This window comes from Priestia sp. SB1, from assembly GCF_038898415.1.
Window position 1 is genome coordinate 270,153 of the sequence record NZ_JBBJSS010000007.1, and the last position, 23,008, is coordinate 293,160.

At 38.0% G+C, this 23,008-nt stretch carries 23 protein-coding genes; 14 read left to right on the forward strand and 9 right to left on the reverse strand.

Annotated elements, in window-relative coordinates:
• Positions 1-22: 22 nt before the first annotated feature.
• The gene (locus WKH56_RS25650; protein ID WP_013059849.1) at positions 23-1,330 is read right to left on the reverse strand and encodes an HD domain-containing protein; all 1,308 of its coding nucleotides are present in this window, start codon (positions 1,328-1,330) and stop codon (positions 23-25) included.
• Positions 1,331-1,523: 193 nt separating this feature from the next.
• Positions 1,524-1,748 (reverse strand): YuzB family protein, encoded by a 225-nt coding sequence (locus WKH56_RS25655; RefSeq protein WP_013059850.1) that lies wholly within the window; start codon positions 1,746-1,748, stop codon positions 1,524-1,526.
• 201 nt (positions 1,749-1,949) lie between these two features.
• Between WKH56_RS25655 and WKH56_RS25660 the strand changes: the two genes are divergently transcribed.
• Positions 1,950-2,624 carry an RsfA family transcriptional regulator gene (locus WKH56_RS25660; protein ID WP_033580385.1) on the forward strand — a complete coding sequence of 225 codons (675 nt, stop codon included), beginning with the start codon at positions 1,950-1,952 and terminating at the stop codon, positions 2,622-2,624.
• Positions 2,625-2,752: 128 nt separating this feature from the next.
• Positions 2,753-3,604, forward strand: a complete 852-nt coding sequence (lipL, locus tag WKH56_RS25665; protein ID WP_063248436.1) for an octanoyl-[GcvH]:protein N-octanoyltransferase — start codon at positions 2,753-2,755, stop codon at positions 3,602-3,604.
• 31 nt (positions 3,605-3,635) lie between these two features.
• On the opposite strand, the gene pta is transcribed toward lipL, so the two are convergent.
• Positions 3,636-4,607: a phosphate acetyltransferase gene (pta, locus tag WKH56_RS25670; protein ID WP_310884136.1), complete on the reverse strand. Its 972-nt coding sequence runs from the start codon at positions 4,605-4,607 to the stop codon at positions 3,636-3,638.
• Positions 4,608-4,883: 276 nt separating this feature from the next.
• On the opposite strand from pta, the gene hemQ reads away from it, so the two are divergent.
• The 3 genes from hemQ (at position 4,884) to gerQ (ending at position 6,712) form a co-directional block, all read left to right on the forward strand.
• Complete coding sequence (gene hemQ / locus WKH56_RS25675; RefSeq protein ID WP_013059854.1) at positions 4,884-5,627, forward strand: hydrogen peroxide-dependent heme synthase; 744 nt, start codon at positions 4,884-4,886, stop codon at positions 5,625-5,627.
• Positions 5,628-5,783: 156 nt separating this feature from the next.
• Complete coding sequence (locus tag WKH56_RS25680) at positions 5,784-6,206, forward strand: cell wall hydrolase (protein ID WP_016765947.1); 423 nt, start codon at positions 5,784-5,786, stop codon at positions 6,204-6,206.
• A gap of 26 nt (positions 6,207-6,232) precedes the next feature.
• The gene (gerQ, locus tag WKH56_RS25685) at positions 6,233-6,712 is read left to right on the forward strand and encodes a spore coat protein GerQ (RefSeq protein WP_013059855.1); all 480 of its coding nucleotides are present in this window, start codon (positions 6,233-6,235) and stop codon (positions 6,710-6,712) included.
• A 24-nt stretch (positions 6,713-6,736) separates the two neighbouring features.
• Here gerQ and WKH56_RS25690 read toward each other — a convergent pair whose 3' ends face one another.
• The 3 genes from WKH56_RS25690 to WKH56_RS25700 form a co-directional block, all read right to left on the reverse strand.
• Positions 6,737-7,108: a DUF423 domain-containing protein gene (locus WKH56_RS25690; RefSeq protein WP_034264472.1), complete on the reverse strand. Its 372-nt coding sequence runs from the start codon at positions 7,106-7,108 to the stop codon at positions 6,737-6,739.
• 15 nt (positions 7,109-7,123) lie between these two features.
• Entirely contained in the window at positions 7,124-7,429 is a 306-nt protein-coding gene (locus WKH56_RS25695) for a YwdI family protein (protein WP_231503786.1), read from the reverse strand.
• 115 nt (positions 7,430-7,544) lie between these two features.
• Positions 7,545-8,219 carry a uracil-DNA glycosylase gene (locus WKH56_RS25700; protein ID WP_342836942.1) on the reverse strand — a complete coding sequence of 225 codons (675 nt, stop codon included), beginning with the start codon at positions 8,217-8,219 and terminating at the stop codon, positions 7,545-7,547.
• A gap of 177 nt (positions 8,220-8,396) precedes the next feature.
• Here WKH56_RS25700 and WKH56_RS25705 point away from each other — a divergent pair, with 177 nt between their 5' ends.
• Positions 8,397-8,843 (forward strand): staygreen family protein, encoded by a 447-nt coding sequence (locus tag WKH56_RS25705; protein ID WP_013085507.1) that lies wholly within the window; start codon positions 8,397-8,399, stop codon positions 8,841-8,843.
• A gap of 305 nt (positions 8,844-9,148) precedes the next feature.
• Positions 9,149-10,651, forward strand: a complete 1,503-nt coding sequence (gene zwf / locus WKH56_RS25710) for a glucose-6-phosphate dehydrogenase (protein ID WP_013085508.1) — start codon at positions 9,149-9,151, stop codon at positions 10,649-10,651.
• A 42-nt stretch (positions 10,652-10,693) separates the two neighbouring features.
• Here zwf and gndA read toward each other — a convergent pair whose 3' ends face one another.
• The gene (gndA, locus tag WKH56_RS25715) at positions 10,694-12,106 is read right to left on the reverse strand and encodes an NADP-dependent phosphogluconate dehydrogenase (RefSeq protein WP_310884137.1); all 1,413 of its coding nucleotides are present in this window, start codon (positions 12,104-12,106) and stop codon (positions 10,694-10,696) included.
• A gap of 396 nt (positions 12,107-12,502) precedes the next feature.
• On the opposite strand from gndA, the gene WKH56_RS25720 reads away from it, so the two are divergent.
• The 3 genes from WKH56_RS25720 (at position 12,503) to pdxK (ending at position 16,275) form a co-directional block, all read left to right on the forward strand.
• The gene (locus tag WKH56_RS25720) at positions 12,503-13,738 is read left to right on the forward strand and encodes a PucR family transcriptional regulator (protein ID WP_028411954.1); all 1,236 of its coding nucleotides are present in this window, start codon (positions 12,503-12,505) and stop codon (positions 13,736-13,738) included.
• A gap of 252 nt (positions 13,739-13,990) precedes the next feature.
• On the forward strand, positions 13,991-15,124 hold the full coding sequence (gene ald / locus WKH56_RS25725; protein WP_013059863.1) for an alanine dehydrogenase: 1,134 nt from the start codon (positions 13,991-13,993) through the stop codon (positions 15,122-15,124).
• A 326-nt stretch (positions 15,125-15,450) separates the two neighbouring features.
• Positions 15,451-16,275 (forward strand): pyridoxine/pyridoxal/pyridoxamine kinase, encoded by an 825-nt coding sequence (gene pdxK / locus WKH56_RS25730; protein WP_047749570.1) that lies wholly within the window; start codon positions 15,451-15,453, stop codon positions 16,273-16,275.
• Positions 16,276-16,308: 33 nt separating this feature from the next.
• On the opposite strand, the gene WKH56_RS25735 is transcribed toward pdxK, so the two are convergent.
• Positions 16,309-17,178 (reverse strand): Cof-type HAD-IIB family hydrolase, encoded by an 870-nt coding sequence (locus tag WKH56_RS25735; RefSeq protein WP_063248438.1) that lies wholly within the window; start codon positions 17,176-17,178, stop codon positions 16,309-16,311.
• Positions 17,179-17,266: 88 nt separating this feature from the next.
• A complete protein-coding gene (pgmB, locus tag WKH56_RS25740) occupies positions 17,267-17,974 on the reverse strand; it encodes a beta-phosphoglucomutase (RefSeq protein ID WP_063248439.1) in 708 nt (235 codons plus the stop codon).
• A gap of 275 nt (positions 17,975-18,249) precedes the next feature.
• On the opposite strand from pgmB, the gene WKH56_RS25745 reads away from it, so the two are divergent.
• The 4 genes from WKH56_RS25745 (at position 18,250) to WKH56_RS25760 (ending at position 23,003) form a co-directional block, all read left to right on the forward strand.
• Complete coding sequence (locus tag WKH56_RS25745; RefSeq protein ID WP_048021688.1) at positions 18,250-19,887, forward strand: PTS transporter subunit IIBC; 1,638 nt, start codon at positions 18,250-18,252, stop codon at positions 19,885-19,887.
• Positions 19,888-19,891: 4 nt separating this feature from the next.
• Positions 19,892-20,677, forward strand: coding sequence for an endonuclease/exonuclease/phosphatase family protein (locus WKH56_RS25750; RefSeq protein ID WP_028411950.1), 786 nt, complete (start codon positions 19,892-19,894; stop codon positions 20,675-20,677).
• 290 nt (positions 20,678-20,967) lie between these two features.
• On the forward strand, positions 20,968-22,068 hold the full coding sequence (locus WKH56_RS25755; RefSeq protein ID WP_028411949.1) for a glycosyltransferase family 4 protein: 1,101 nt from the start codon (positions 20,968-20,970) through the stop codon (positions 22,066-22,068).
• Entirely contained in the window at positions 22,065-23,003 is a 939-nt protein-coding gene (locus WKH56_RS25760) for a glycosyltransferase family 2 protein (RefSeq protein WP_013059871.1), read from the forward strand. The genes WKH56_RS25755 and WKH56_RS25760 overlap by 4 nt, the downstream gene beginning before the upstream one ends.
• Positions 23,004-23,008 lie beyond the last annotated feature (5 nt).

Consider the following 23,008-nt stretch of genomic DNA (forward strand, 5'->3'; position numbering starts at 1 on the left):
GCCCCTTCAACTCCTATACTATTTAACTCTGATCTCCTTTTAGTAAGTTTATAATCTGATCTTTAACTTTTCGCTTAGACGACAATTGATCAATGAGATCTTGTGGAAAATATAATTTATGATCGGTTCTCTTTTTCCCTGAAATTGCTTCAACAATCTCCGACTGACGTGATAATTCACGCACTTCATTATTTGGCATCAACAGATGAATCGGCAAACGTTCTTCCTCTTCACCCGGTCGATAAAAATCGTATGGTAGGTCGCTTGAAGAATCGACGACTAAATAATAATCTGGGTTAATGCCCGCTTTTTTAAAAAGTGTTGTAAGCTCCATCCACATTTTCATTTGTGAATTTGGATTAAACTCAATGTATTTAAAAAGCTGACGATTCATAAATCTTCGGCATAGATCAGATAAAATTTCATCCTCTTCTTCTTCCCATGCTTGAAAATAAAATAAAATAACAGATTCATCTAATTTCAAATACTCTTTTAGCGATATTTCTTCTTCAAAAATCGAATAAAAATGAGTGGGCTCCTGCTTGAACTCATAGTAATGATGATGGAGCTCTTTCGCGCGATGTAAAATTTTTGTCAAAATAACTTCAGCACTTCTCGTAACAGGATGAAAATACACTTGCCAGTACATTTGGTAGCGGCTCATAATATAATCTTCAACCGCATGCATACCGCTGTGTTTAATCACGGCTTGGTCTTCCCGAGGACGCATAACACGAAGAATTCGTTCCATATCAAAGTGACCGTAGCTTACTCCTGTGTAATACGCATCACGCTGCAAATAATCCATGCGATCTGCATCAATTTGACTGGAAATTAAACTAACGACAAGCTTATTTTCATATGTTTTCGCGATTACTTCGGCCACTTTTTTAGGAAAATCCTTTCCCACTTTCGTCAACACTTGATTTACCTCCGTGTCACCTACGATAATGGCTTGTGTAAATTCTTCATGATCTAAGTGGAAAACCTTCTCAAATGAATGTGAAAACGGACCGTGACCTAAATCGTGCAGTAAAGCAGCACAAAGACAAAGAAGACGCTCATCTTCATTCCATTCAGGGCGTCCTTGAAAACCGTCGTCAATAATACGGCGCACAATTTCATAAACACCTAAGGAATGACTAAAACGGCTGTGTTCAGCCCCATGAAACGTTAAGTATGTCGTTCCTAGCTGTCTAATACGACGCAGCCTTTGAAATTCGGCTGTCCCAATTAGCTCCCAAATAACACGATCTCTTACATGGATATAGCGGTGAACAGGATCTTTAAATACTTTTTCTTCACTGAGTTTTTCATTAGGATATGTCATTTACATACCTCTCTATCTTCACTTTGTTGTTGCTATAATTTTTCGACACTCACTTCCTATTTTCCTATTCAGAATAAAAAATCACCTTGTCAAGCAACCAAGGTGATTTACCTAACAAACAAGGCGATTCTGTTTGTAAGAAGCTCGTTCGACAAATAAGTAGCAGAAAAGCAGCTATTTATTGTTTCACTATCTATTTTTTTACTTTTTTTTCAATCTTCTCGATTAATTCGTCCTCTGTTGGCGCTGCTACAGGACGGTTATTTACAAATGCAAATGACTTTTTACGTCCGGGTCCACAATAAGACTGGCAACCGATTTGTACTTCAGCTTGTTCATCTATTTTTTTAAGTCGAGGTAACAACGTTTTGACGTTTGTTGCCTGACAATCATCACAAATTCTAAATTCATTTGCCATGTTGACACAATCCTTTCAAAATTGGTTCATCATTTTGTCTAAGGGGTATTTTACCCCTATTTGAAGTCCGATGCAAGTTAAAGAAGGAAGCAAAATCTATCATACTCCTAGAAGAAATGGTATAAAGTATGGATTTTTTGTACATGATGATACTACAAAACATGATTACTATGAGTCATGGAAAATAGAGGAGTGAACAAAGTGAAAGATAGACAAGATGCTTGGACAGAAGAAAACGACTTATTATTAGCTGAAACAGTATTGCGCCATGTCCGCGAAGGAAGTACGCAGTTAAATGCGTTTGAAGAAGTTGGAGATGAATTAAATCGAACTTCAGCAGCATGTGGATTCAGATGGAATGCTGTTGTACGCCATCAGTATGAAAAAGCACTGCAGCTAGCTAAAAAACAGCGAAAACAGCGTATGCGTGCACTTGGACAAGAGCAGGGCAAAAAGAAATTATTATATACGCCACCAGCATCTGTAGAGCATGTGGAACAAATGATGTCTGCGCCTACAGCAACATATAGCTTACCTGAAACACACGTAGAAAGAAGCAGCAGTGAGGAGCTTTCAATGGCTGATGTTATTCGCTTCTTGCAAACAATGCCAAATCAAGCGAGCAATTTACAAGCATTGCAAAGCGAAAACAAACGCTTGATGCAAGAAAATGCAGAGTTAGCTAAGAAAAACACAGAGTTGGAAAAACAAATTAAACATCTCGAAGCTAATGCTACTACTATTCAAGAAGACTATGAAACATTAATGCAAATCATGAACCGTGCGCGAAAGTTAGCTCTATTTGATGAAGAAGAGCGTTCTTCTACTACGTTTAAAATGGATCGTAACGGAAATCTTGAGAAAATGGCTGAATAAGCTACACGAACGAAGAAAGAGGGATGTCAAACTTGGCTCTGCTTTCTTCTTTTTCTATTTTACAGACAATGACCTGACGCCTTTATGCTATAATATGTTCGTTTACTGTTTATAAAGGGGTTTGAGATATGCAGCAGAATAGTTTGAAACTTTTAGCACAGCCCGCTTGGCGTATTATTGATCAATCCAGTCTAGGTCCTCATTTTGATGCCCGTCATTCTTTTGCCATCGATGACACGCTTTGTACAACCGTTGGAAGAGGTGAATCTCCAGCTGTCATGCGCTCATGGGTGCATCACGATACGATTGTATTAGGCATTCAAGATACAAAGCTCCCTCACCTGGCTGAAGGTGCAGCTTATTTACATGAACAAGGGTATAAAACAATCGTCCGCAATTCAGGCGGCCTCGCTGTCGCACTTGATCAAGATGTTCTAAACATTTCTTTAATTTTTCCAGATGCAGAAAAAGGAATTGATATTGATCGTGGCTATGAAGCCATGTTTGATTTGATTAAGGCCATGTTTGCATCTTACGGTACCGCAATTGAAGCGAAGGAAATCGTAGGATCCTATTGTCCCGGCAGCTTTGATTTGAGCATTCGCAATCAAAAATTTGCAGGCATTTCACAGCGACGCGTTCGCGGCGGTGTGGCCGTACAAATTTACTTATGCGTTAACGGAAGCGGCTCTAAACGCGCTTCTCTCATTCAAGAGTTTTACAAAAAAGGGCTCCAAAACACAGAAACTAAATTTTCATACCCAAATATCGAGCCTCATACAATGGCTTCTCTATCTGAACTATTACAGATTGATTTAACCGTTTCTGATGTCATGCTGCTTTTATTGCAAACACTGAATAGCATGAGCTCTTCTCTTGTAAATATGCCTTTAAATGCTACCGAACAAATGCTGTTTGAGACGCAGCTGCAGCGCATGTATGACCGCAATGAAAAAGCGTTGGGTTCATTAGCCGAATAAAAAAACTCCGCCCTAGGACGGAGTTTTTTTATTAAAGTGCTTGAGCAGCTGTGATTAAAGCAAGCTTGTACACATCTTCTTCGTTACAACCGCGAGATAGATCGTTTACCGGTTTGTTTAGACCTTGTAAGATTGGACCTACTGCTTCGAAGTTTCCTAAGCGCTGTGCAATTTTGTAACCAATGTTACCTGCTTCAAGGCTTGGGAATACAAATACGTTTGCATCTCCTTTGATCACTGAACCTGGTGCTTTCTTTTCAGCTACAGAAGGAACAAATGCTGCATCGAATTGGAATTCGCCGTCTAATGTTACGCTTGGTGCTAATTCTTTTGCAATTTCTACTGCGTTTGCTACCTTTTCTGTTTCCGGAGATTTTGCTGATCCTTTTGTTGAGAAGCTTAGCATAGCAACACGAGGATCGATATCGAACATTTCAGCTGTACGAGCACTTTCGATAGCAATTTCAGCTAAATCTTGGCTGTCAGGTGAAATATTGATTGCACAGTCAGCAAATACGTATTTTTGATCGCCGCGAACCATGATAAATACGCCAGATGTTTTCTTAACACCTTGTCTTGTTTTGATAATTTGTAGAGCAGGTCGCACTGTGTCTGCTGTAGAATGAGCAGCTCCGCTTACAAGACCGTCAGCTTTGTTCATATGAACAAGCATTGTGCCAAAATAATTTTCATCTAATAAAATTTTGCGAGCATCTTCTTCTGTTGCTTTGCCTTTACGACGCTCAACAAATGCTGCCACCATTTCATCAAATTCAGAGTAGCTTTGAGGATCTAAAACCTCAACACCGTCTAATTTTACGTTTAATTCTGCTGCTTTTGATGCTACCGCGTCTTTATTTCCAACAACGATAGGCTTTAAGGTATTGTCGGCAGCTAAACGAGAAACAGCACCTAATACGCGCTCATCTAATCCCTCTGGGAATACGATTGATACATCGCTAGCTGATACTTTTTGTTTTAAACCTGTAAATAAATCACTCAAAGTAAATCCTCCTCGATATGTAAAAAACTTTTCTCATAATAGGATACTCCACTTTTTTTAAAAATCAAAGGCATGTCCTTCAAGAATCCATGATTACGAAAAAGTCTTTTAATTCTTAATTTTCCGCTAACACTCAAAATAAAACCTGTTTTTACTTTGCAACAATTGTTTAAAGTTTAGTCACAAAATCACAGGTTTTTCATTCCAGTTCTTCGGACAAACTATGATATAGTAGAATTGGAATTTATCATAATCGGACAATAGGAGTGAAACGAAATGGCAGAAGCAGCACAAACATTAGACGGTTGGTATGCACTTCATGATTTCCGTTCAATCGATTGGGGCGCTTGGAAGCAGTTATCAAGCGACGATCGCCAAGCGGCCATCCATGAATTTTTAGGTTTGATTGAGAAATGGAAAGGAACTGAAGCTGAAAAGCAAGGCAGTCATGCTTTATATACCATTGTCGGCCAAAAAGCAGATTTTATGCTAATGCTTGTTCGTCCTACTATGGAAGAACTAAATGAAATTGAAACAGAATTTAACAAAACAAAGCTTGCTGAGTTTACCATTCCTACTTATTCATATGTATCAGTAGTTGAATTAAGCAACTACTTACCTGCTGGGGAGGATCCTTATGAAAATCCTCAAATCCAAGCTAGACTATATCCAACTTTACCAAAAGCTAGTCACGTTTGCTTTTATCCAATGGATAAACGTCGTCAAGGAAATGACAATTGGTACATGCTTCCTATGGAAGAACGACGCAGCTTAATGCGCAGCCACGGAATGATTGGACGTCAATACGCTGGAAAAGTAAAGCAAATCATTACGGGTTCTGTTGGGTTTGATGATTATGAGTGGGGCGTTACTCTTTTTGCAGATGACGTTCTTCAATTTAAAAAATTAGTATACGAAATGCGTTTTGACGAAGTAAGTGCTCGCTACGGGGAATTTGGCAGCTTCTTTGTCGGAAATTTATTAAAAGAAGAAGCTATTGCACGCTTTTTACACGTTTAAACTAAGCTGCAAAAGCGTTCATCTCTTTTATAAAATTTAGTATATAAAAAACCTGTTTCCACTTGGAAACAGGTTTTTTTATTTTCTACCCATGGCATATTCGCATCTACAGGACCATATATATACAACAGTGTCACAAGTAAGCGAGGTGGGATAATGGCAGTCGTTGCACACAACGAAGAAGATGTTAAGCTCCTAGCCAGACTCATTCGAGCTGAAGCTGAAAGTGAAGGAAAACAAGGGATGTTACTGGTAGGAAATGTAGGCGTGAACCGCGCTAAAGCTCCCTGTTTGGATTTTAGAAATATAAGAACCATTCGTCAGATGGTATTTCAAAACCCAGGCGGATTTGAAGCAACTCAAAAAGGCTACTTTTATCAGCGTGCCCGCCAGTCTGAAATTACACTTGCACGACGTGTATTAAGAGGGGAACGTTTTAACCCCGCGGAAAACTCACTGTGGTTTTTCAAGCCCAGCGGCGACTGTCCTGCTCAATGGTATAACCAAAATAACACAGGACGATTTAAATCTCACTGTTTCTTTGCACCAACTCAAGCTGATTGTCCAGGAGTTTACTAATTTCTTTTTGTTTGAAGGAGGTTCCTATGAAAAAACCAAAGTCTAATCAACCGCAACAGCAATATATGCAAAATCCGTATATGAGTCCAAACTACCCTTATTATATGCCTCAGCCGCAGCAGCCCCAGCCAGGCGGCCAGCAGGTTCAAGGGCAAAGTCAAGGAGGTCCGCCCCCTACCTCTTCTGGAGGCAGTGGTGCCCCGCAAGACCCAAATCAACTGCCCATTGAAGAATCATATATTGAAAATATTTTACGTTTGAATCGAGGAAAAATAGCGACTGTATATATGACGTTTGAAAATAATACGCAGTGGAACGCGAAGGTCTTTAGAGGAGAAATTGAAGCAGCCGGACGCGATCATATCATTTTAAGTGATCCGCAAACTGGCACCCGCTATTTACTGCTTATGGTTTATCTCGATTACATTACTTTTGAGGGTCCAATCAAATATAATTATCCGTTTAGCGGTGGAGGACAGCAGTTGAGCAATTATTCTCCGCGTTAAAAAAACCCCTTTTCAGGGGTTTTTTTATAGCCATTTTACAGCTGCAACAACAATTAAAATCCAAGCCACAATAAATGCAACTCCACCTAGCGGAGTAATCGCGCCAAGAACTTTAATACCGGAAGTACTTAATACATAGAGACTGCCTGAAAACAGCACAATCCCTGCAAACATAATCCAGCCCGAAGCTGTTAACAAAGAAGACTGAGGAAATTTGCTTAATAGAAACGCAATGACAAATAGTCCTATTGCATGGAACATCTGGTACTGCACTCCTGTTTTCCATACCTCTAAATACTTCTCTGAGATTTTCCCTTCTAACCCGTGTGCTCCAAAAGCACCAAGAGCAACCGCTAACATCGCATTGATTGCACCGATTATTAAAAATAGTTTCATTTTTTTCTCCTCACTTTAGAAATCAAACAAACTATCGCCGTTTGCATCATCTGATTTCAATTTCGTTCCTTCAAAATTAGGTTTGGATGACTGAATAATCTGTTGCTGCATAATCTCAGGCGATTGCATAATTTCCGGTGAAGACATGACAACAGGTTTTGAAACCGAGACAGGTTTCGATGCTGAAACCTCTTCATTTTGATCTAATGCAAGCTCACACAGTGCTTTGATAGCAACCAATTGATCTCGAACGTTCCCACTATTCGAATGGTGCTTCGCTTTTTGTACTTCTGCACTAATTTTATCAAGGAGCTGCGCCATTTTTATATCCATGTAGACACCTCATCTTACATTCAATATGACTTTATACAGCTATTTTATCAAAAGATGAAATAGGAGGCTATGTCTGAAGCTAATCTTCATGAAATGCTCACTTTTACACATCATCAATTTGCCAATCGATGGATTGACGTCCGTGTTGGAGCAAAAACTCATTTGCTCGTTGAAAATGATTATTGCCAAAAAAGCCTCGATTAGCTGAAAATGGGCTAGGATGCGGGCTTTCCAAAATTAAATGGTGTGAATGATGAATGAGCTCTTTTTTAGCTTGTGCATGTTTGCCCCACAGCAAAAACACGACCGGCTCCTCTTTTTGTGCCACTAATTCAATAATGCGGTCCGTCAGCTGTTCCCATCCTTTTCCTTTGTGAGAATTCGCTTCCCCTCTTCTAACCGTCAAAACAGTGTTAAGCAAAAGAACACCTTGTTCTGCCCATTTGACTAAATAACCGTTATTCGGAATGTGATAGTCCATTTCATTTTTCAGCTGTTTGTAAATATTCACTAAAGAAGGCGGTGTTTTGACTCCTGGTTGAACAGAGAAGCTCAGTCCATGCGCTTGATTTGGTCCATGATAAGGATCTTGTCCCAATATGACAACTTTTACATTTTTATAATCCGTGTAGTGTAAAGCGTTAAAAATATCATATTTATCAGGATAAATGGTGTGGTGATTATATTCATCCACTAAAAATTCTCGAAGCTGTATGTAATAGTCTTTTTGAAATTCTTCTTCTAATAAAGGAGCCCAGTCATTTTTTAAAATACTCATTGCTTATCACCTCATAATAATCTTTTTTGTTATTTTATCGTAAACTCTGCCGCCTGCTCAAACGTTGCCTGCTTTAAATACGCTGAGAGCCTGGGCATATTTTAATATTGTCATGTTCAATGAAACTTTGTATACACTTATAAAGAGTGTATTTTTATATTAAAGGAGGGATTCCATATGATCATCAGCAATCCCCACCAAATAGACGTAACCTACAGCCTGGGTGTTACACCCGTTGAACCAATGATACCAAGAAAATACACCGTTTTCCCAGGTCAACACACTTCTGTTCCTTCCATTCAAATCGGCATTGAATTTGCCTACGATCATATGCAAAAAGAGCGGAACGAATATTTAGCATCCTTCGTCTTCGATAAAGGTTTTTATTCCCTTACTGTGTATTATTACATCGGTGCGCATACATCAACAGATGAAACCATTACACGCTACCTTCACTTTTTAGAACAACTCCCTGTTATTCTATCGTCTATCTATCACGCTGATGCTTCCTTTTTCGAAAAACATCCACTTTTAATGCACTGTCCTATTTTTATCATTGCCGATAGCCCTGAGCTGCCATTTTCAACAAAAAAATCTATCGGTTCCCTGTATCAATATAAATAAATGAGAAAAGCTACTGTTAAAATAACGGTAGCTTTTTCTCCGTATTCGAAACAAAATACTTTTAAACTTGTTAAAAACATGGAATAATAACTACAAATTGTTTTAATCTATTTGCGTTAACCCTTTAAAATCGTTACAATTTATTAGTAGTTCTATACATAAAGGAAAAGGTAAACAAGCAATCATTCGTTTGTTTATAAAGGCCGAGTTTAACGGGCAATGAATCCCCAGATTTCATTTAAGTGTTGTCTGTTAAAGCGGAAAAAAATTGAACGTAACTACGACAAAGTGAGGTCCTAGAAGTAATGACAAATGTACAACCAAAATCCATTATCGTAATTTTTGGCGCTACAGGTGATTTAGCAAAACGTAAGTTATTCCCCTCTATTTTCCGCTTATATAAAGCGAACAAACTATCGGAAGATTTCGCTGTTGTTGGTGTCGCAAGAAGACCTTGGACTAATGACGAATTACGCGAAAATGTAAAAAAATCAGTGAGCAGTTTCAAAAACAGTGACGCTGACATTGAAAAGTTTGCTTCACATTTTTATTACCAACCGTTTGACGTAACAGATGTCGCTTCTTATCAAGAATTAAAAAGCCTAACAGAAAGCCTTGATGAGCAATACAACGTGCCTGGAAATCGTATTTTCTATCTAGCAATGGCACCTGAATTTTTCGGAACGATTGCTTCGAATTTAAAAAATGAAGGTTTAACACAAACAGAAGGCTGGAGCCGCCTAGTCATTGAAAAGCCGTTTGGCCATGATTATCCTTCTGCTAAAGAATTAAATGAACAAATTCGCCATGCATTTAAGGAAGATCAAATTTATCGTATCGACCACTATCTCGGTAAAGAAATGGTGCAAAATATCGAAGTTATCCGTTTTGCAAATGCTCTATTTGAACCGATGTGGAACAACCAATACATTTCAAACATCCAAATTACGTCTAGTGAGACGCTTGGTGTAGAAGACCGTGGCCGTTACTATGAATCTTCAGGTGCCCTTCGAGATATGGTACAAAACCATATGCTTCAAATGGTGGCCCTACTTGCAATGGAACCGCCGATTAAATTAACACCGGAAGAAATTCGCAGTGAAAAAGTAAAAGTATTGCGTGCTCTTCGCTCTTTATCAGTGGATGAAGTAGATGATTATTTTGTACGAGGTCAATACGGCAAAGGTGTACTTGAAGGAGAAGAAGTTATCGGCTATCGCGAAGGAAACTCGGTTGATCCTGAGTCTAATACCGCTACATTTGTATCTGGTAAGCTTATGATTGATAACTTCAGATGGGCTGGCGTACCGATTTATATCCGTACAGGTAAACGCATGAAAGAAAAAGCAACGACAATTGTTGTACAGTTCAAAGACTTACCAATGAACCTGTACTTCAATAAAGATAAAGAAATTCATCCAAACTTGCTTGTCATTCATATCCAACCGGAAGAAGGCATTACGCTTCACTTGAACGCGCGTAAAACGCCAGGTGCCACATCATCCACACCGATTAACTTGAACTATTGCAATAACTGTGGAGATAAAATGAATACACCGGAAGCTTATGAACGCCTTATTTATGATTGCATGCTTGGAGATGCAACGAACTTTACTCACTGGGATGAAGTAGCCCTTTCTTGGAAATTTGTTGATACTATCTCAGAAGCATGGGAAAGCACAAAAGCACAAAACTTCCCGAACTACGAATCAGGTTCAATGGGACCAAAAGAATCAGACGCATTGCTTGCTGAAGACGGTTTCCACTGGTGGCCAGTCGGAGAAGACAACTTCTCACCTAAAGAGTAAACAAAAAAAGCAGCTGTAGTATACAGCTGCTTTTCTTGTTTTTTATTTTAACCACTCAGTATGGAATACGCCCTCTTTATCAACACGTTGATATGTGTGAGCTCCGAAGTAGTCACGTTGCGCTTGTAAAAGGTTCGCTGGTAGCGTTTCTGTACGGTAGCTGTCATAGTAAGCTAATGCACTTGAGAAACTTGGTACAGGAATACCTTGTTTAACCGCAATTGAAATAACTTCACGAAGAGCCGACTGATAGCCTTCTACGATATCCTTGAAGTATGGGTCTAACAATAAGTTTGTTAGATCTGCATCGCGATCGTAAGCTTCTTTAATTTTTTGTAAGAATTGTGCACGGATGATACAACCACCGCGGAAGATCATTGCAATATCACCGTACTGTAAATTCCAGTCATATTCTTCAGAAGCTGCTTTCATTTGAGCAAACCCTTGCGCATATGAACAAATTTTACTCATGTACAATGCTTTACGAATTGCTTCTACTAATTCGGTTTTATCGCCTTCAAATGCAGCTGCATTTGGACCGCTCAATACTTTGCTTGCTTTTACACGTTCTTCTTTCATAGCTGAAATAAAGCGTGCAAATACAGATTCCGTAATGATTGGTAGTGGTACACCTAAATCAAGCGCACTTTGGCTTGTCCATTTACCTGTACCTTTTTGACCTGCAGTATCTAAAATAACGTCTACAAGTGCTTTACCTGTTTCTTCATCTTTTTTCGTAAAGATATCAGCTGTGATTTCAATTAAGTAGCTATCTAGCTCGCCTTTATTCCATTCAGCAAATACTTTATGTAATTCATCTGTTTCTAAGCCTAATACGTTTTTCATGATGAAGTATGCTTCACAAATTAACTGCATATCGCCATACTCGATGCCGTTATGAACCATTTTTACGTAGTGACCTGCACCATTTGGTCCAATGTATGTGCAGCAATCATCGCCTTCAACTTTCGCTGAAATAGCTGTTAAGATTGGTTTTACAAGTTCATATGCTTCTTTTTGTCCGCCAGGCATGATTGAAGGTCCTTTTAATGCGCCTTCTTCTCCGCCGGATACGCCTGTACCGATGAAATGGATACCTAATTCTTCTAGCTCTTTGTTACGACGAATTGTATCCTGGAAGAATGTATTTCCGCCATCGATTAAAATGTCGCCTTTTTCTAAGTATGGTTTTAACGAATCAATTGTTGCATCTGTAGCAGCACCAGCTTTAACCATTAATAAAATTTTACGCGGTTTTTCAAGAGAATTAATAAACTCTTCCACACTGTATGTACCTGCAAAATTTTTACCTTCTGCTTCTGTTTTTAGGAACTCTTCTGTCTTTTCAGGAGAGCGGTTATAAACTGAAACAGAATAGCCTCTGCTCTCAATGTTTAGCGCCAAGTTTTTCCCCATAACCGCTAAACCGATAACACCGATTTGTTGTTTTGCCATGTTAAATTCTTCCCTTCATGTGTAATATGAATTGGTCAACCTAATCGTAACTGAACATATCATAAAGAAAGTTACAGATTCAAGTTTGATATAACCATAATCATACGTTTTATTATACACATTTGAAAAGAATCATGCTCACCGAACATTGATTATTTTGAAGAAAATTTCGATAAAATAAGTGAAATGAACGCAGTTACTAATCATCCGTACATTCTTAACTACCTTTAGACGCATTTTAACATTTTCTTAAACAATTACTTTTGTTAAAATATTAAGCAGTTAATCATTTCAATGAATTGATGATCAACACGGTTGTTACCGTTTTACTATATTTACTGCAGCTAAAAAAGCTGCACTAGTACTTATTTTGTTTTACGAAGAGGGATTTTATATATGACAAAACCAATCAAAGATCCGTTCAAAGAAAATTTTGATACGCTTGAAGAATTTGCTGATCGCATTAGCGAGGTATTGAACTGCCCTATTACGATTGAAGATGCTAATCATCGCTTACTAGCTTACAGCACCCATGATGAAAGAACGGACCAAGCGCGTATTGCTACGATTATTGGAAGAAGAGTTCCGGAAAAAGTCATTAACAACTTATGGAAAGAAGGCATTATTCCGAAACTGCTTGAGACAAATGAACCTGTGCGTGTGAAAAATATAAATGAAATCGGGCTTGGAGATCGTATAGCCATTTCTATCTGGAAAAATGAAGAAGTTCTAGGATTCATTTGGGCTGTGGAAATTGAGAAAGCCTTAGGCGATGAAGAGGTGGAGCTATTAAAAAAAGCTGCGAATGTATTAAAAAACAAATTGCTGCAGCTTCAAATTCGAAAATACAAACGAGAAGAGCGCTCACAGGAATTTTTCTGGAAATTATTAACTGGCCACATTAAGTCTCGTCAAGAAATTTCAGAAGCGTTTTATGAAGCTCAAATTACGGCTCCATCAGCGTTTTCCATTGCTATCTTCCGCTTCCAAGAAGATATTACGCCTGAAGCTGAACGCCAAATTTCGTATATGTTGAAAACAATGCACCGCTTAAAAATCGTTCTTTATACGATTGATTGCAATGATTTAATCTTACTGCTTTCTTTGGATGCGGTTGAAAATCCTCTTGATGAACAGCGAGATTTTGTAGACTATTTTAGAGGAAACATGCATGAACGCTTTGATGTTACTCAAATTAAAGCCAGCTGCAGCAGTATTTATTCATCGCACGATCATATCGAAAAAAGCTATAAAGAAGCTTTGAACGTATTAGATATGAAAAGTAAGTTTCCAGAAGAAACAAAAGAGATTATTAACTATCAAGAATTAGGTATTTATCAATTTCTAGATGTTATTTTAGACAAGCGCGTTCAAGATCAATTTGAAAACCATTCTTTAAAGAAGCTAACTGATTATGACCTTCGTCATAACAGTAACTTGGTGGAGACTCTTGAAGTATTTTTAAATAATGATAACAATATTAATGAAGCAGCCAAAGAATTAAATGTGCATATGAATACACTTAGCTATCGATTAAAGCGAATTTCAGAGATTGGTGATATCAACTTAAAGGATGTTAATCAAAAAATGACTCTTTATATTGATATTAAGTTAATGAAATATAAAAAATAACAGATAATGTTATATTTTTTAACAGAAAGCTATTTATTTATTTTACGATAAATAAATAGCTCTTTTTTTATGTTTTCTTCCCTTAACAATGTTAGATAACCTGACATAAAAATTAAAAATTCTGATAAGTAAGCGGTTACATTTGTGTGTTTAAACAAAAACCGCTTCTTCAATTCTTCTTTCTAGACAAAGAAATTTCACAAAACTTTCTTTATACTAAAGATATACAAACGACCAAGGGGGAAATTAATCATGATTATTGGCGTACCAAAAGAAATCAAAAACAACGAAAACCGAGTAGCGATTACACCAGCAGGCGTAGCATCATTTGTTGGTACAGGTCATCGTGTATTAATTGAAAATGAAGCGGGTATTGGAAGTAACTTCACAAACGAAGATTATGTAAAAGCCGGAGCTGAAATTGTTGAGACAGCAGCTGACGTGTGGGCACAAGCTGAAATGGTCATGAAAGTAAAAGAACCATTAGCAAGTGAATACGGCTATTTTAGACCAGGTCTTATCTTATTCACTTACCTTCACTTAGCAGCTGAACCAGCACTGGCAAAAGCATTAAAAGATAGCGGTGTAACGGCTATTGCTTATGAAACAGTGGCAGTCAATCGTACATTGCCTCTATTAACACCTATGAGCGAAGTAGCAGGACGTATGGCTGCTCAAATTGGTGCACAATTCCTTCAAAAATCAAACGGCGGAAAAGGAATTTTATTAGCGGGTGTTCCTGGAGTTAGCCGCGGAAAAGTAACGATTATTGGAGGCGGCGGTGTTGGTACAAATGCTGCAAAAATCGCAATCGGCCTCGGTGCTGATGTAACGATTATTGATTTAAGTCCTGAACGCCTACGTCAATTAGACGATATCTTTGGCAACCAAATCAATACGCTAGTGTCAAATCCTTATAACATTGCGGATGCAGTAGCAGAGTCAGATTTAGTGATTGGTGCAGTATTAATCCCAGGTGCAAAAGCTCCAAAACTCGTAACAGAAGAAATGGTGAAAACCATGAAGCCAGGTTCTGTTATTGTTGACGTAGCAATCGACCAAGGTGGTATCGTTGAAACAATTGACCACATTACAACACACGATCAGCCTACTTATGAAAAGCACGGTGTTGTACACTATGCAGTTGCGAACATGCCAGGAGCAGTTCCACGCACATCAACGATTGCTTTAACAAATGTAACGGTACCTTACGCACTTCAAATTGCTTCTAAAGGTGTTCACAAAGCAATCGCTCAAAACGAAGCGTTAAAATTAGGAGTGAACGTTGCAAACGGAGCTATTACGTATGAAGCAGTTGCACATGATTTAGGTTACGATTATGTATCAGTAGACGTAGCTCTTGAAAAAGAATTAGCTTCTATCTAATAAATAATAAAAAACGTCCTTAACCTTCTGTTAAGGGCGTTTTTATTTTGAATGAACAGCAATTAACTGTAAAAACCACGACTATTTAAAGTTTTGTGTATCTTTACTTTTCATTTGACGCATGCTTTACAGGCAGTCGTCATAATTCTAAATTCCACGTAGGATTCATACAGTTTTTAGAAATTGAATATCTACATTAAAAGCGATAAAATAGAAGGAAAAGTGAATGGAAGAAAGTTATCTAAAACACATTGGGCAGCTAAAGACCGACCGGTGGAAGTTTTACTCTATTTTCTCTATGAACTTAAAATACGGGAGGATTTTTTATGACAATGAATAAAGCATTAACCATTGCTGGTTCTGATAGCAGCGGCGGAGCTGGCATTCAAGCGGATTTAAAAACATTCCAAGAACTTGGTGTTTACGGAATGACAGCTTTAACAACAATTGTAACAATGGATCCCGATAACAGCTGGTCTCATAACGTATTTCCACAACAAGCTTCCACTGTTGAACAGCAGCTGAAAACAATTGTAAAAGGCGTAGGCGTACAAGCTCTAAAAACGGGTATGCTTGGCTCAGTGGAAATTATTGAACTAGCGGCAAAAACAATTGAAGAATACGATTTAAAAAATGTTGTAGTAGATCCTGTGATGGTATGTAAAGGAGAAGACGAAGCGCTTCATCCGGAAACAACTGTCAGCTTGCGTGATGTACTAGTTCCAAAAGCAACAGTCGTAACGCCTAACTTATTTGAAGCTAGTCAATTAAGCGGACTTGGCCCTATCAAAACGGTTGATCAAATGAAAGAAGCAGCCGTGAAAATTTCTGAACTTGGTGCCAAATATGTATTGATTAAAGGTGGAAGTAAATTAGCACACGAAAAAGCAATCGATTTGCTTTATGATGGAAAGACATTTGAGATCTTAGAGTCTGAACGTATTGAAACGACATTTACACATGGTGCTGGATGCACATACTCAGCTGCGATTGCTGCTGAATTGGCAAAAGGCAGTGACGTCAAACAAGCTATTTATACAGCAAAAGAGTTTATTACAGAAGCAATTCGCCATTCATTTGCTTTAAATCAATATGTCGGACCAACAAATCACGGTGCATACCGTCGTAACAAAGAAAAAGTAACAAACTAAAAGCATGCCTAAAGGCATGCTTTTCTATTTTGCTTATTGTTTGACTGTTTCAAGCGCATTTAAGATAGCTTGAGCTACGCCGTGCTCGTCATTTGTTCCTGTTACGATATGGGCAAACTCTTTAATTTCTTGAGGGGCATTTCCCATCGCTACGGCACGTCCAACTCGCTGAAACATCGATACGTCGTTATAATTGTCTCCAATAGCCATCGTTTCTTCTAAAGAAATATGGCGTTCTTGAACAAATGATGTAACCGCAATTCCTTTTTGAGCATTTTCATCATTTATTTCAATATTTTCTTTACCAGATGCACTGACTGCAATAGAATCTAACTTCACAAGTTCTACTTTTGCCTGTTCTAACTTTTCTTCATCAAAAGAGAAAGCAAGCAGCTTATAAATGTCCTTGTTTGGATCTTGAAACAGCGCTTCATACTCTTCAATAAGCTTTACTCTGCCGCTATTGAAACGCTCTTTTGCCGCTTCTAACGATTTTTCATAATTATCTTTTAAGCTAGCACTTAAATAAATATCCATTAATACGGACAAAGCTTTTTCATAGTCATTTGAATACGTACCTTCACTTGTATAGACTTCAAAGTACAGCTGAAACTTCTTAAAAATATCTTCTACTTCACGAATAGCTTCCATCGTCATGCCTACTGAATATTGTTTTTCCCCTTGTGGATTGCGAAGCTCTGCTCCGTTTGCACAAATTAAATATGTATGAAGTCCTACTTCTTCTAAAACATAACGCGCTTCTTCATAAGAACGTCCCGTAGCAACAACAACTTCCACCCCTGCCTTTTGAGCTATCTTAATCGCTTGGGCATTTTCTTTACTTACAACTTGTTCACTATTTACTAGCGTTCCATCCATATCGATCGCAATACATTTAATCATGATGTACCCCTTCCTATGTATCTTTGCTCTCTTATTTTATTCTAGCATATGTTTTTTAGCGCTTTGCTACTTGCATGTAAAAGATTTACTAATTTTTTGTATACGCGCTGTTATAATCTGTTCCTTTTCTTGCTTTTTCGAAAACCTCTTTGATCGTCTTTACATGCAAATCAGCTGTTGAATATACGCGAAAATTCACATCTTCTTCCCTCAGATGCTTACCAACGCCGATAGAAACCATATCTGTTTGATTAATAGCTTTTATACCTGCCTCTCCATCTTCTATTGCCACACATGCATCGGGTTTTACTTTTAATTGATGGGCAGCTGTCAAAAATATTTCTGGATCTGGTTTTCCCTTCTTGATTTTCCTCACATCCACAATACAATCAAAAAAAGAGCGTATTCCTAGCGCATCTATTACAGTATTTGCATTCGAACTAGAAGAAGCAATTCCCATTTTAATGCCTTGTTTTTTACAATCTTCTAACAACATTTTAATGCCTGGAAGTAAATGATCTTCTGTCATTTCTCTTATTAAAGCCTGATAATGCTTATTCTTTTCATAAGCAAACTCTTCTTTTTGTTCCACTGTCAGGTGTACATTGCCTTGCGCAGCAATGAGCTCTACAGTTCTCATCCGGCTGATTCCCTGCAGCTGTTGATTTAGTTCTTCAGAAAACGAAACGTTAAGTTGATCTGCTACTTTTTTATTTGCTCTATAATATAGATGTATTGTATCTGCAATAACACCGTCTAAATCAAAAATAATCGCTTGTAGCTCTTCTTTTCTCATATTATCCTCCTCTGTACCTATCTTTATGCCATTACTTAAATGCTTTTATTACATCCCACCATGTTAAAATACCGTTGATATTGTTCACTTTATCATAAAAATTTTTTCATCATTTATAATTTATGAATAAATTTTTCAAAAAAAGAGAAATTACAGTATTGCATTATGAAAGCCCTTTTATTACAATAGGTTTATGCAAACGGTTGCACTGTCTTAAAAATATAGTTTATCAAAAAATAAAATGAAAACCCATACATAGGGGAAGGGGAAAAACTATGAAGAAGTTCTTTTCATTTGATTTTTGGCAGAAGTTTGGTAAGGCTTTATTAGTAGTAGTAGCGGTTATGCCCGCAGCTGGTATTATGATTTCACTTGGAAAACTAGTTGCAATGACTGGGGGAGACATCACTGCTGTACAAACAATTGCACGAGTGATGGAAGATATAGGATGGGGTATCATTACAAATCTTCACATCTTGTTCGCTGTTGCCATCGGGGGATCTTGGGCAAAGGAACGTGCTGGCGGTGCATTTGCTGCACTCATTGCATTCATTCTTATTAATCGAATTACAGGAGCCATTTTTGGAGTTAAAGCAGAAATGCTCTCAGATTCAAAAGCAACGGTTCAATCACTGTTTGGACAAGAATTAGTTGTAAAAGACTACTTCACATCTATTTTAGGATCTCCCGCTCTTAACATGGGAGTATTCGTAGGAATTATCGCTGGTTTCTTAGGCGCAAATTTATTCAACAAATATTACAATTATGATAAATTGCCTGAAGCCCTTTCGTTTTTTAACGGCAAGCGCTTCGTACCGTTTGTAGTCATCGGTGGTTCAGTTGTAACGGCACTGCTTTTATCCATTGTGTGGCCGTTCATCCAAGGTTCGCTAAACAGCTTCGGACAGTGGATTGCAACATCTAGAGATACAGCTCCTATTCTGGCACCATTTATTTTCGGAGCATTAGAGCGTCTCCTTCTTCCGTTTGGTCTTCATCATATGCTGACAGTTCCTATGAACTATACGGAGCTAGGCGGTACGTACAAAATTTTAACGGGTTCTGGAGCAGGTTCCACTGTTGCCGGTCAAGATCCTTTGTGGCTTGCTTGGATTGCAGACTTAAATAACTTCCGTGCTGCAGGAGATATGGACAGCTACAAGCAGCTCTTACATGACGTTACACCTGCACGATTTAAAGTAGGACAGATGATTTTATCTTGTGCGTCATTAATTGGAATTGCTTTAGCAATGTATCGCAACGTAGATCCTGACAAACGTTCGAAATATCGTTCAATGTTCTTTTCAGCTGGACTAGCTGTTTTCTTAACAGGCGTAACAGAGCCGATTGAATTTATGTTCATGTTCGCGGCGCCTCTTCTATACGTCGTATACGCCATTATGACAGGACTGGCTTTTGCCATTGTTGATATTGTTCATGTTCGCGTACACTCATTTGGCGTAATTGAACTATTAACACGTACACCAATGATTATCAAAGCCGGACTATGGGCTGACTTAATGAACTTTGTCATCGCCTGCCTTGTATTTTTTGGCTTAAATTTTGGAGTGGCAAACTTCTTAATTAAACGTTTTAACTTCCCAACACCGGGACGTAACGGAAACTATATCGATGAAGAAACAACTGCAACAAGCAGCAAGCAGGTGAAAAATGATTCGCTTGCCCCAGTCATTATTAGACTGCTTGGCGGAGAAAACAATATTGAAGACGTGGATGCTTGTATGACTCGCTTACGTGTAACGGTAAAAGATATACATGCCGTTGCAGGAGAAAGTGAATGGAAACAAAACGGAGCCCTTGGTTTAATCTTGAAAGATAAAGGGGTACAAGCTATTTATGGACCTAAAGCGGATGTTTTGAAATCCGACATTCAAGATTTGTTAGGAGCTTAATATAATGAAGCTATTAACGTTAAATTGCCACTCTTGGCAAGAGGAAAATCAGCTAGACAAGTTATCTTGTCTAGCTGAAGTAATTAAAAAAGAAAAATATGATGTCATTGCTTTACAGGAAGTAAGCCAAAAAATAGACGCGCCTTATGTATATGACTACATTCGCAGCGATAATTACGCTTGGCTTTTAGCAAAAGAACTGGGTAAGCAAGGTGAAGACTATCAATTGGTATGGGATTTATCTCATATAGGCTATGAAGTGTATGAAGAAGGAATTGCCATTTTAACGAAACACCCAATTATTGAAGAGCATTCATTTTTTGTTTCACAAACGTCAAATATTGACTATTGGAAAACGAGAAGAATTGTTGGAGCAACAATCGAATATGAAAAAGAACTCCTTACTTTTTATTCTTGTCATCTTGGCTGGTGGGATGACGAAGAAGAGCCATTCAAGCAGCAAGTTGATACGCTGCTAGCTCATGTACACAAAGATAACCCATTTTTCTTACTTGGAGACTTTAATAATGACGCTCATAGACGACATGAAGGTTACGACTACCTGTTGAGCCAAGGCCTCTATGATACGTATACTCTATCGAACAAAAAAGATAGCGGTATTACAGTTCAAGGGAACATTGCTGGATGGGATGATAATGAACGGGCGCTGCGCCTTGATCTCATTCTATCGAGTCATGCGCAGGATATTCAATCATCGACTGTAGTTTTTAACGGCATACATTATCCAGTTGTTTCTGACCATTTTGGGGTAAGCGTTGAAGTGAAATAAGTGACATAAAGCGAACGAATAGCGTTCGCTTTTTTCTTGTGATTATGATTATGTAAAAATCATCTTCTTTACTGCTTTATCTATCGTTTTAGAAGTGTCCGATAAACTTTCGCATTTTAAAAAGTAGGTGTGCTATAATATTGTGATGTTGACGATATGCAACCCATTTTTGCATGTTTATCAATGAAATCGCTCAACTTAATAGTAAGATGATACATGTAAGCTCTATTTAAATGAACACCCGTTGTCATTATCATAAACTAATAAAGAAAAATAGGTGTGAAACAATCATGAAAATTTTGTTGATTTCAAATATGTATCCTTCTGAACAATTCCCGAGCTATGGTGTATTTGTTCAAAACACTGAAAAAATTTTAGTTCAACATGGTATTCAAGTTGATAAAATTGTCATGCAAAAAAAGACAAGCAAATTAAGCAAGCTTTTTAGCTATGCTTCTCATTATGCTAATGTCATTGTGACGGGCTTAACAAAAAATTACGACTATCTTTACGTACATTATGCATCTCATAATGCTCTTCCGCTGCTGATTCTCAAAAAGCTAAAGAAGAATGTGAAGATTGTGACAAACGTGCATGGTTCAGATGTTGTACCTGAAGTAGCTTCACAGGAAAAATATCAGCCTAGAGTAAATGACTTATTGCACCATTCCACTAAAATTATTACTCCTTCTCCCTACTATAAAGGGCTCGTTGAAGAGAAATATAAGGTTCATAATCCAATCTATATTTTTCCAAGCGGAGGAGTGAATAAAGATCTGTTTCATCCTTATGCAGATAAAAGCAAAGCTTATCAAGAACTAAACTTGGACCCTACTATCCGTTATATTGGATGTGTAAGCCGCATTGATGTGGGTAAAGGATGGGAATACTACCTTCAAGCAATTGCAAAAGCTGAACAACAAACGCCCACTTCTTACAAATACTTATACGTTGGAAGCGGAAAAGACGAAGCTGCATTTAAGGAAATGATCAAGACTCTGGGCCTAGAGGGAAAAGTCATCCATTTTCCTCTGCTTCCTCAGTCGTCTCTTGCTTACGTATATAATGCGATTGAAGCATTCGTGTTTCCGACCGTAAGAAAAGGAGAAAGTTTGGGCTTAGTCGGCCTCGAAGCTATGGCTTGCGGAGCACCCGTGATTGGGAGTCAGATTGGTGGTCTAAAAGATTACATTATAGACGGAAAGAATGGTCTATTCTTTGAGCCTAAAAATGTAGATGAGCTAGCTTCACAGCTACAGGCTTTTATTAATCTTCCTGAAGATGTGAAACAGCAAATGTCTCAACAGGCGTTACAAACAGCAAACCGCTACACAGTAGATGTAATTGCTGAACAACTCCCAACAATTTTTTTTGATGAGGTGGAAAAATGAAAGTCGCAGTTTTAATTCCTTGTTATAACGAGGAAGTAACAATTGGAAAAGTAATTGACGATTTCAAACGCGAACTGCCTAGTGCAGATATTTATGTATACGACAACAATTCAAAAGATCGTACAAGTGAAATTGCACTTGAACACGGCGCAATCGTCAAAAAAGAATTTAAGCAAGGAAAAGGAAACGTTGTACGTTCAATGTTTCAAGAAATTGATGCAGATTGTTATGTTATGGTAGATGGGGATGATACGTATCCTGCAGAATTTGTTCATCAATTAATTGAGCCTATTAGAAATCGAGAAGCTAACATGGTCATTGGAGATCGTTTATCAAACGGAACGTATCTCGAAGAAAACAAACGTGCTTTCCATAATTTTGGTAACAACTTAGTACGTTCTTTAATTAACGGCCTGTACAAAAGTAACATTAAAGATATCATGACAGGTTATCGTGCGTACGATAAATTATTTGTAAAATCAATTCCTGTGATGAGCCCAGGATTTGAGATTGAAACAGAAATGAGTCTTCACGCGTTAGATAAACGATTCCGCCTAAAAGAAATCGCGATCGATTATCGCGATCGACCTGAAGGCAGCGAATCGAAACTTAATACGTTCTCTGATGGATTTAAAGTGTTACGAATGATTTTTACGTTATTTAAAGAGTACAAGCCGCTTCAGTTCTTCTCCATTTGGACAGTGTTGTTTATTGTCGCAGGATTAGCTGTTGGTGCTCCGGTACTTTATGAATTTTTTGATACAGGCTTTATTACCAAAGTACCTTCATCTATCTTAGCAACTGGATTGATGGTGTTAGGTGTTTTATCTTTCGTCTGTGGATTAATTCTAGATACAATCGCTTCATTGAATCGCAAGCAATATGAATTAGAACTAAATAAAAAAATTGAACAGATTGAACAAGTAGGAGAATAACAATG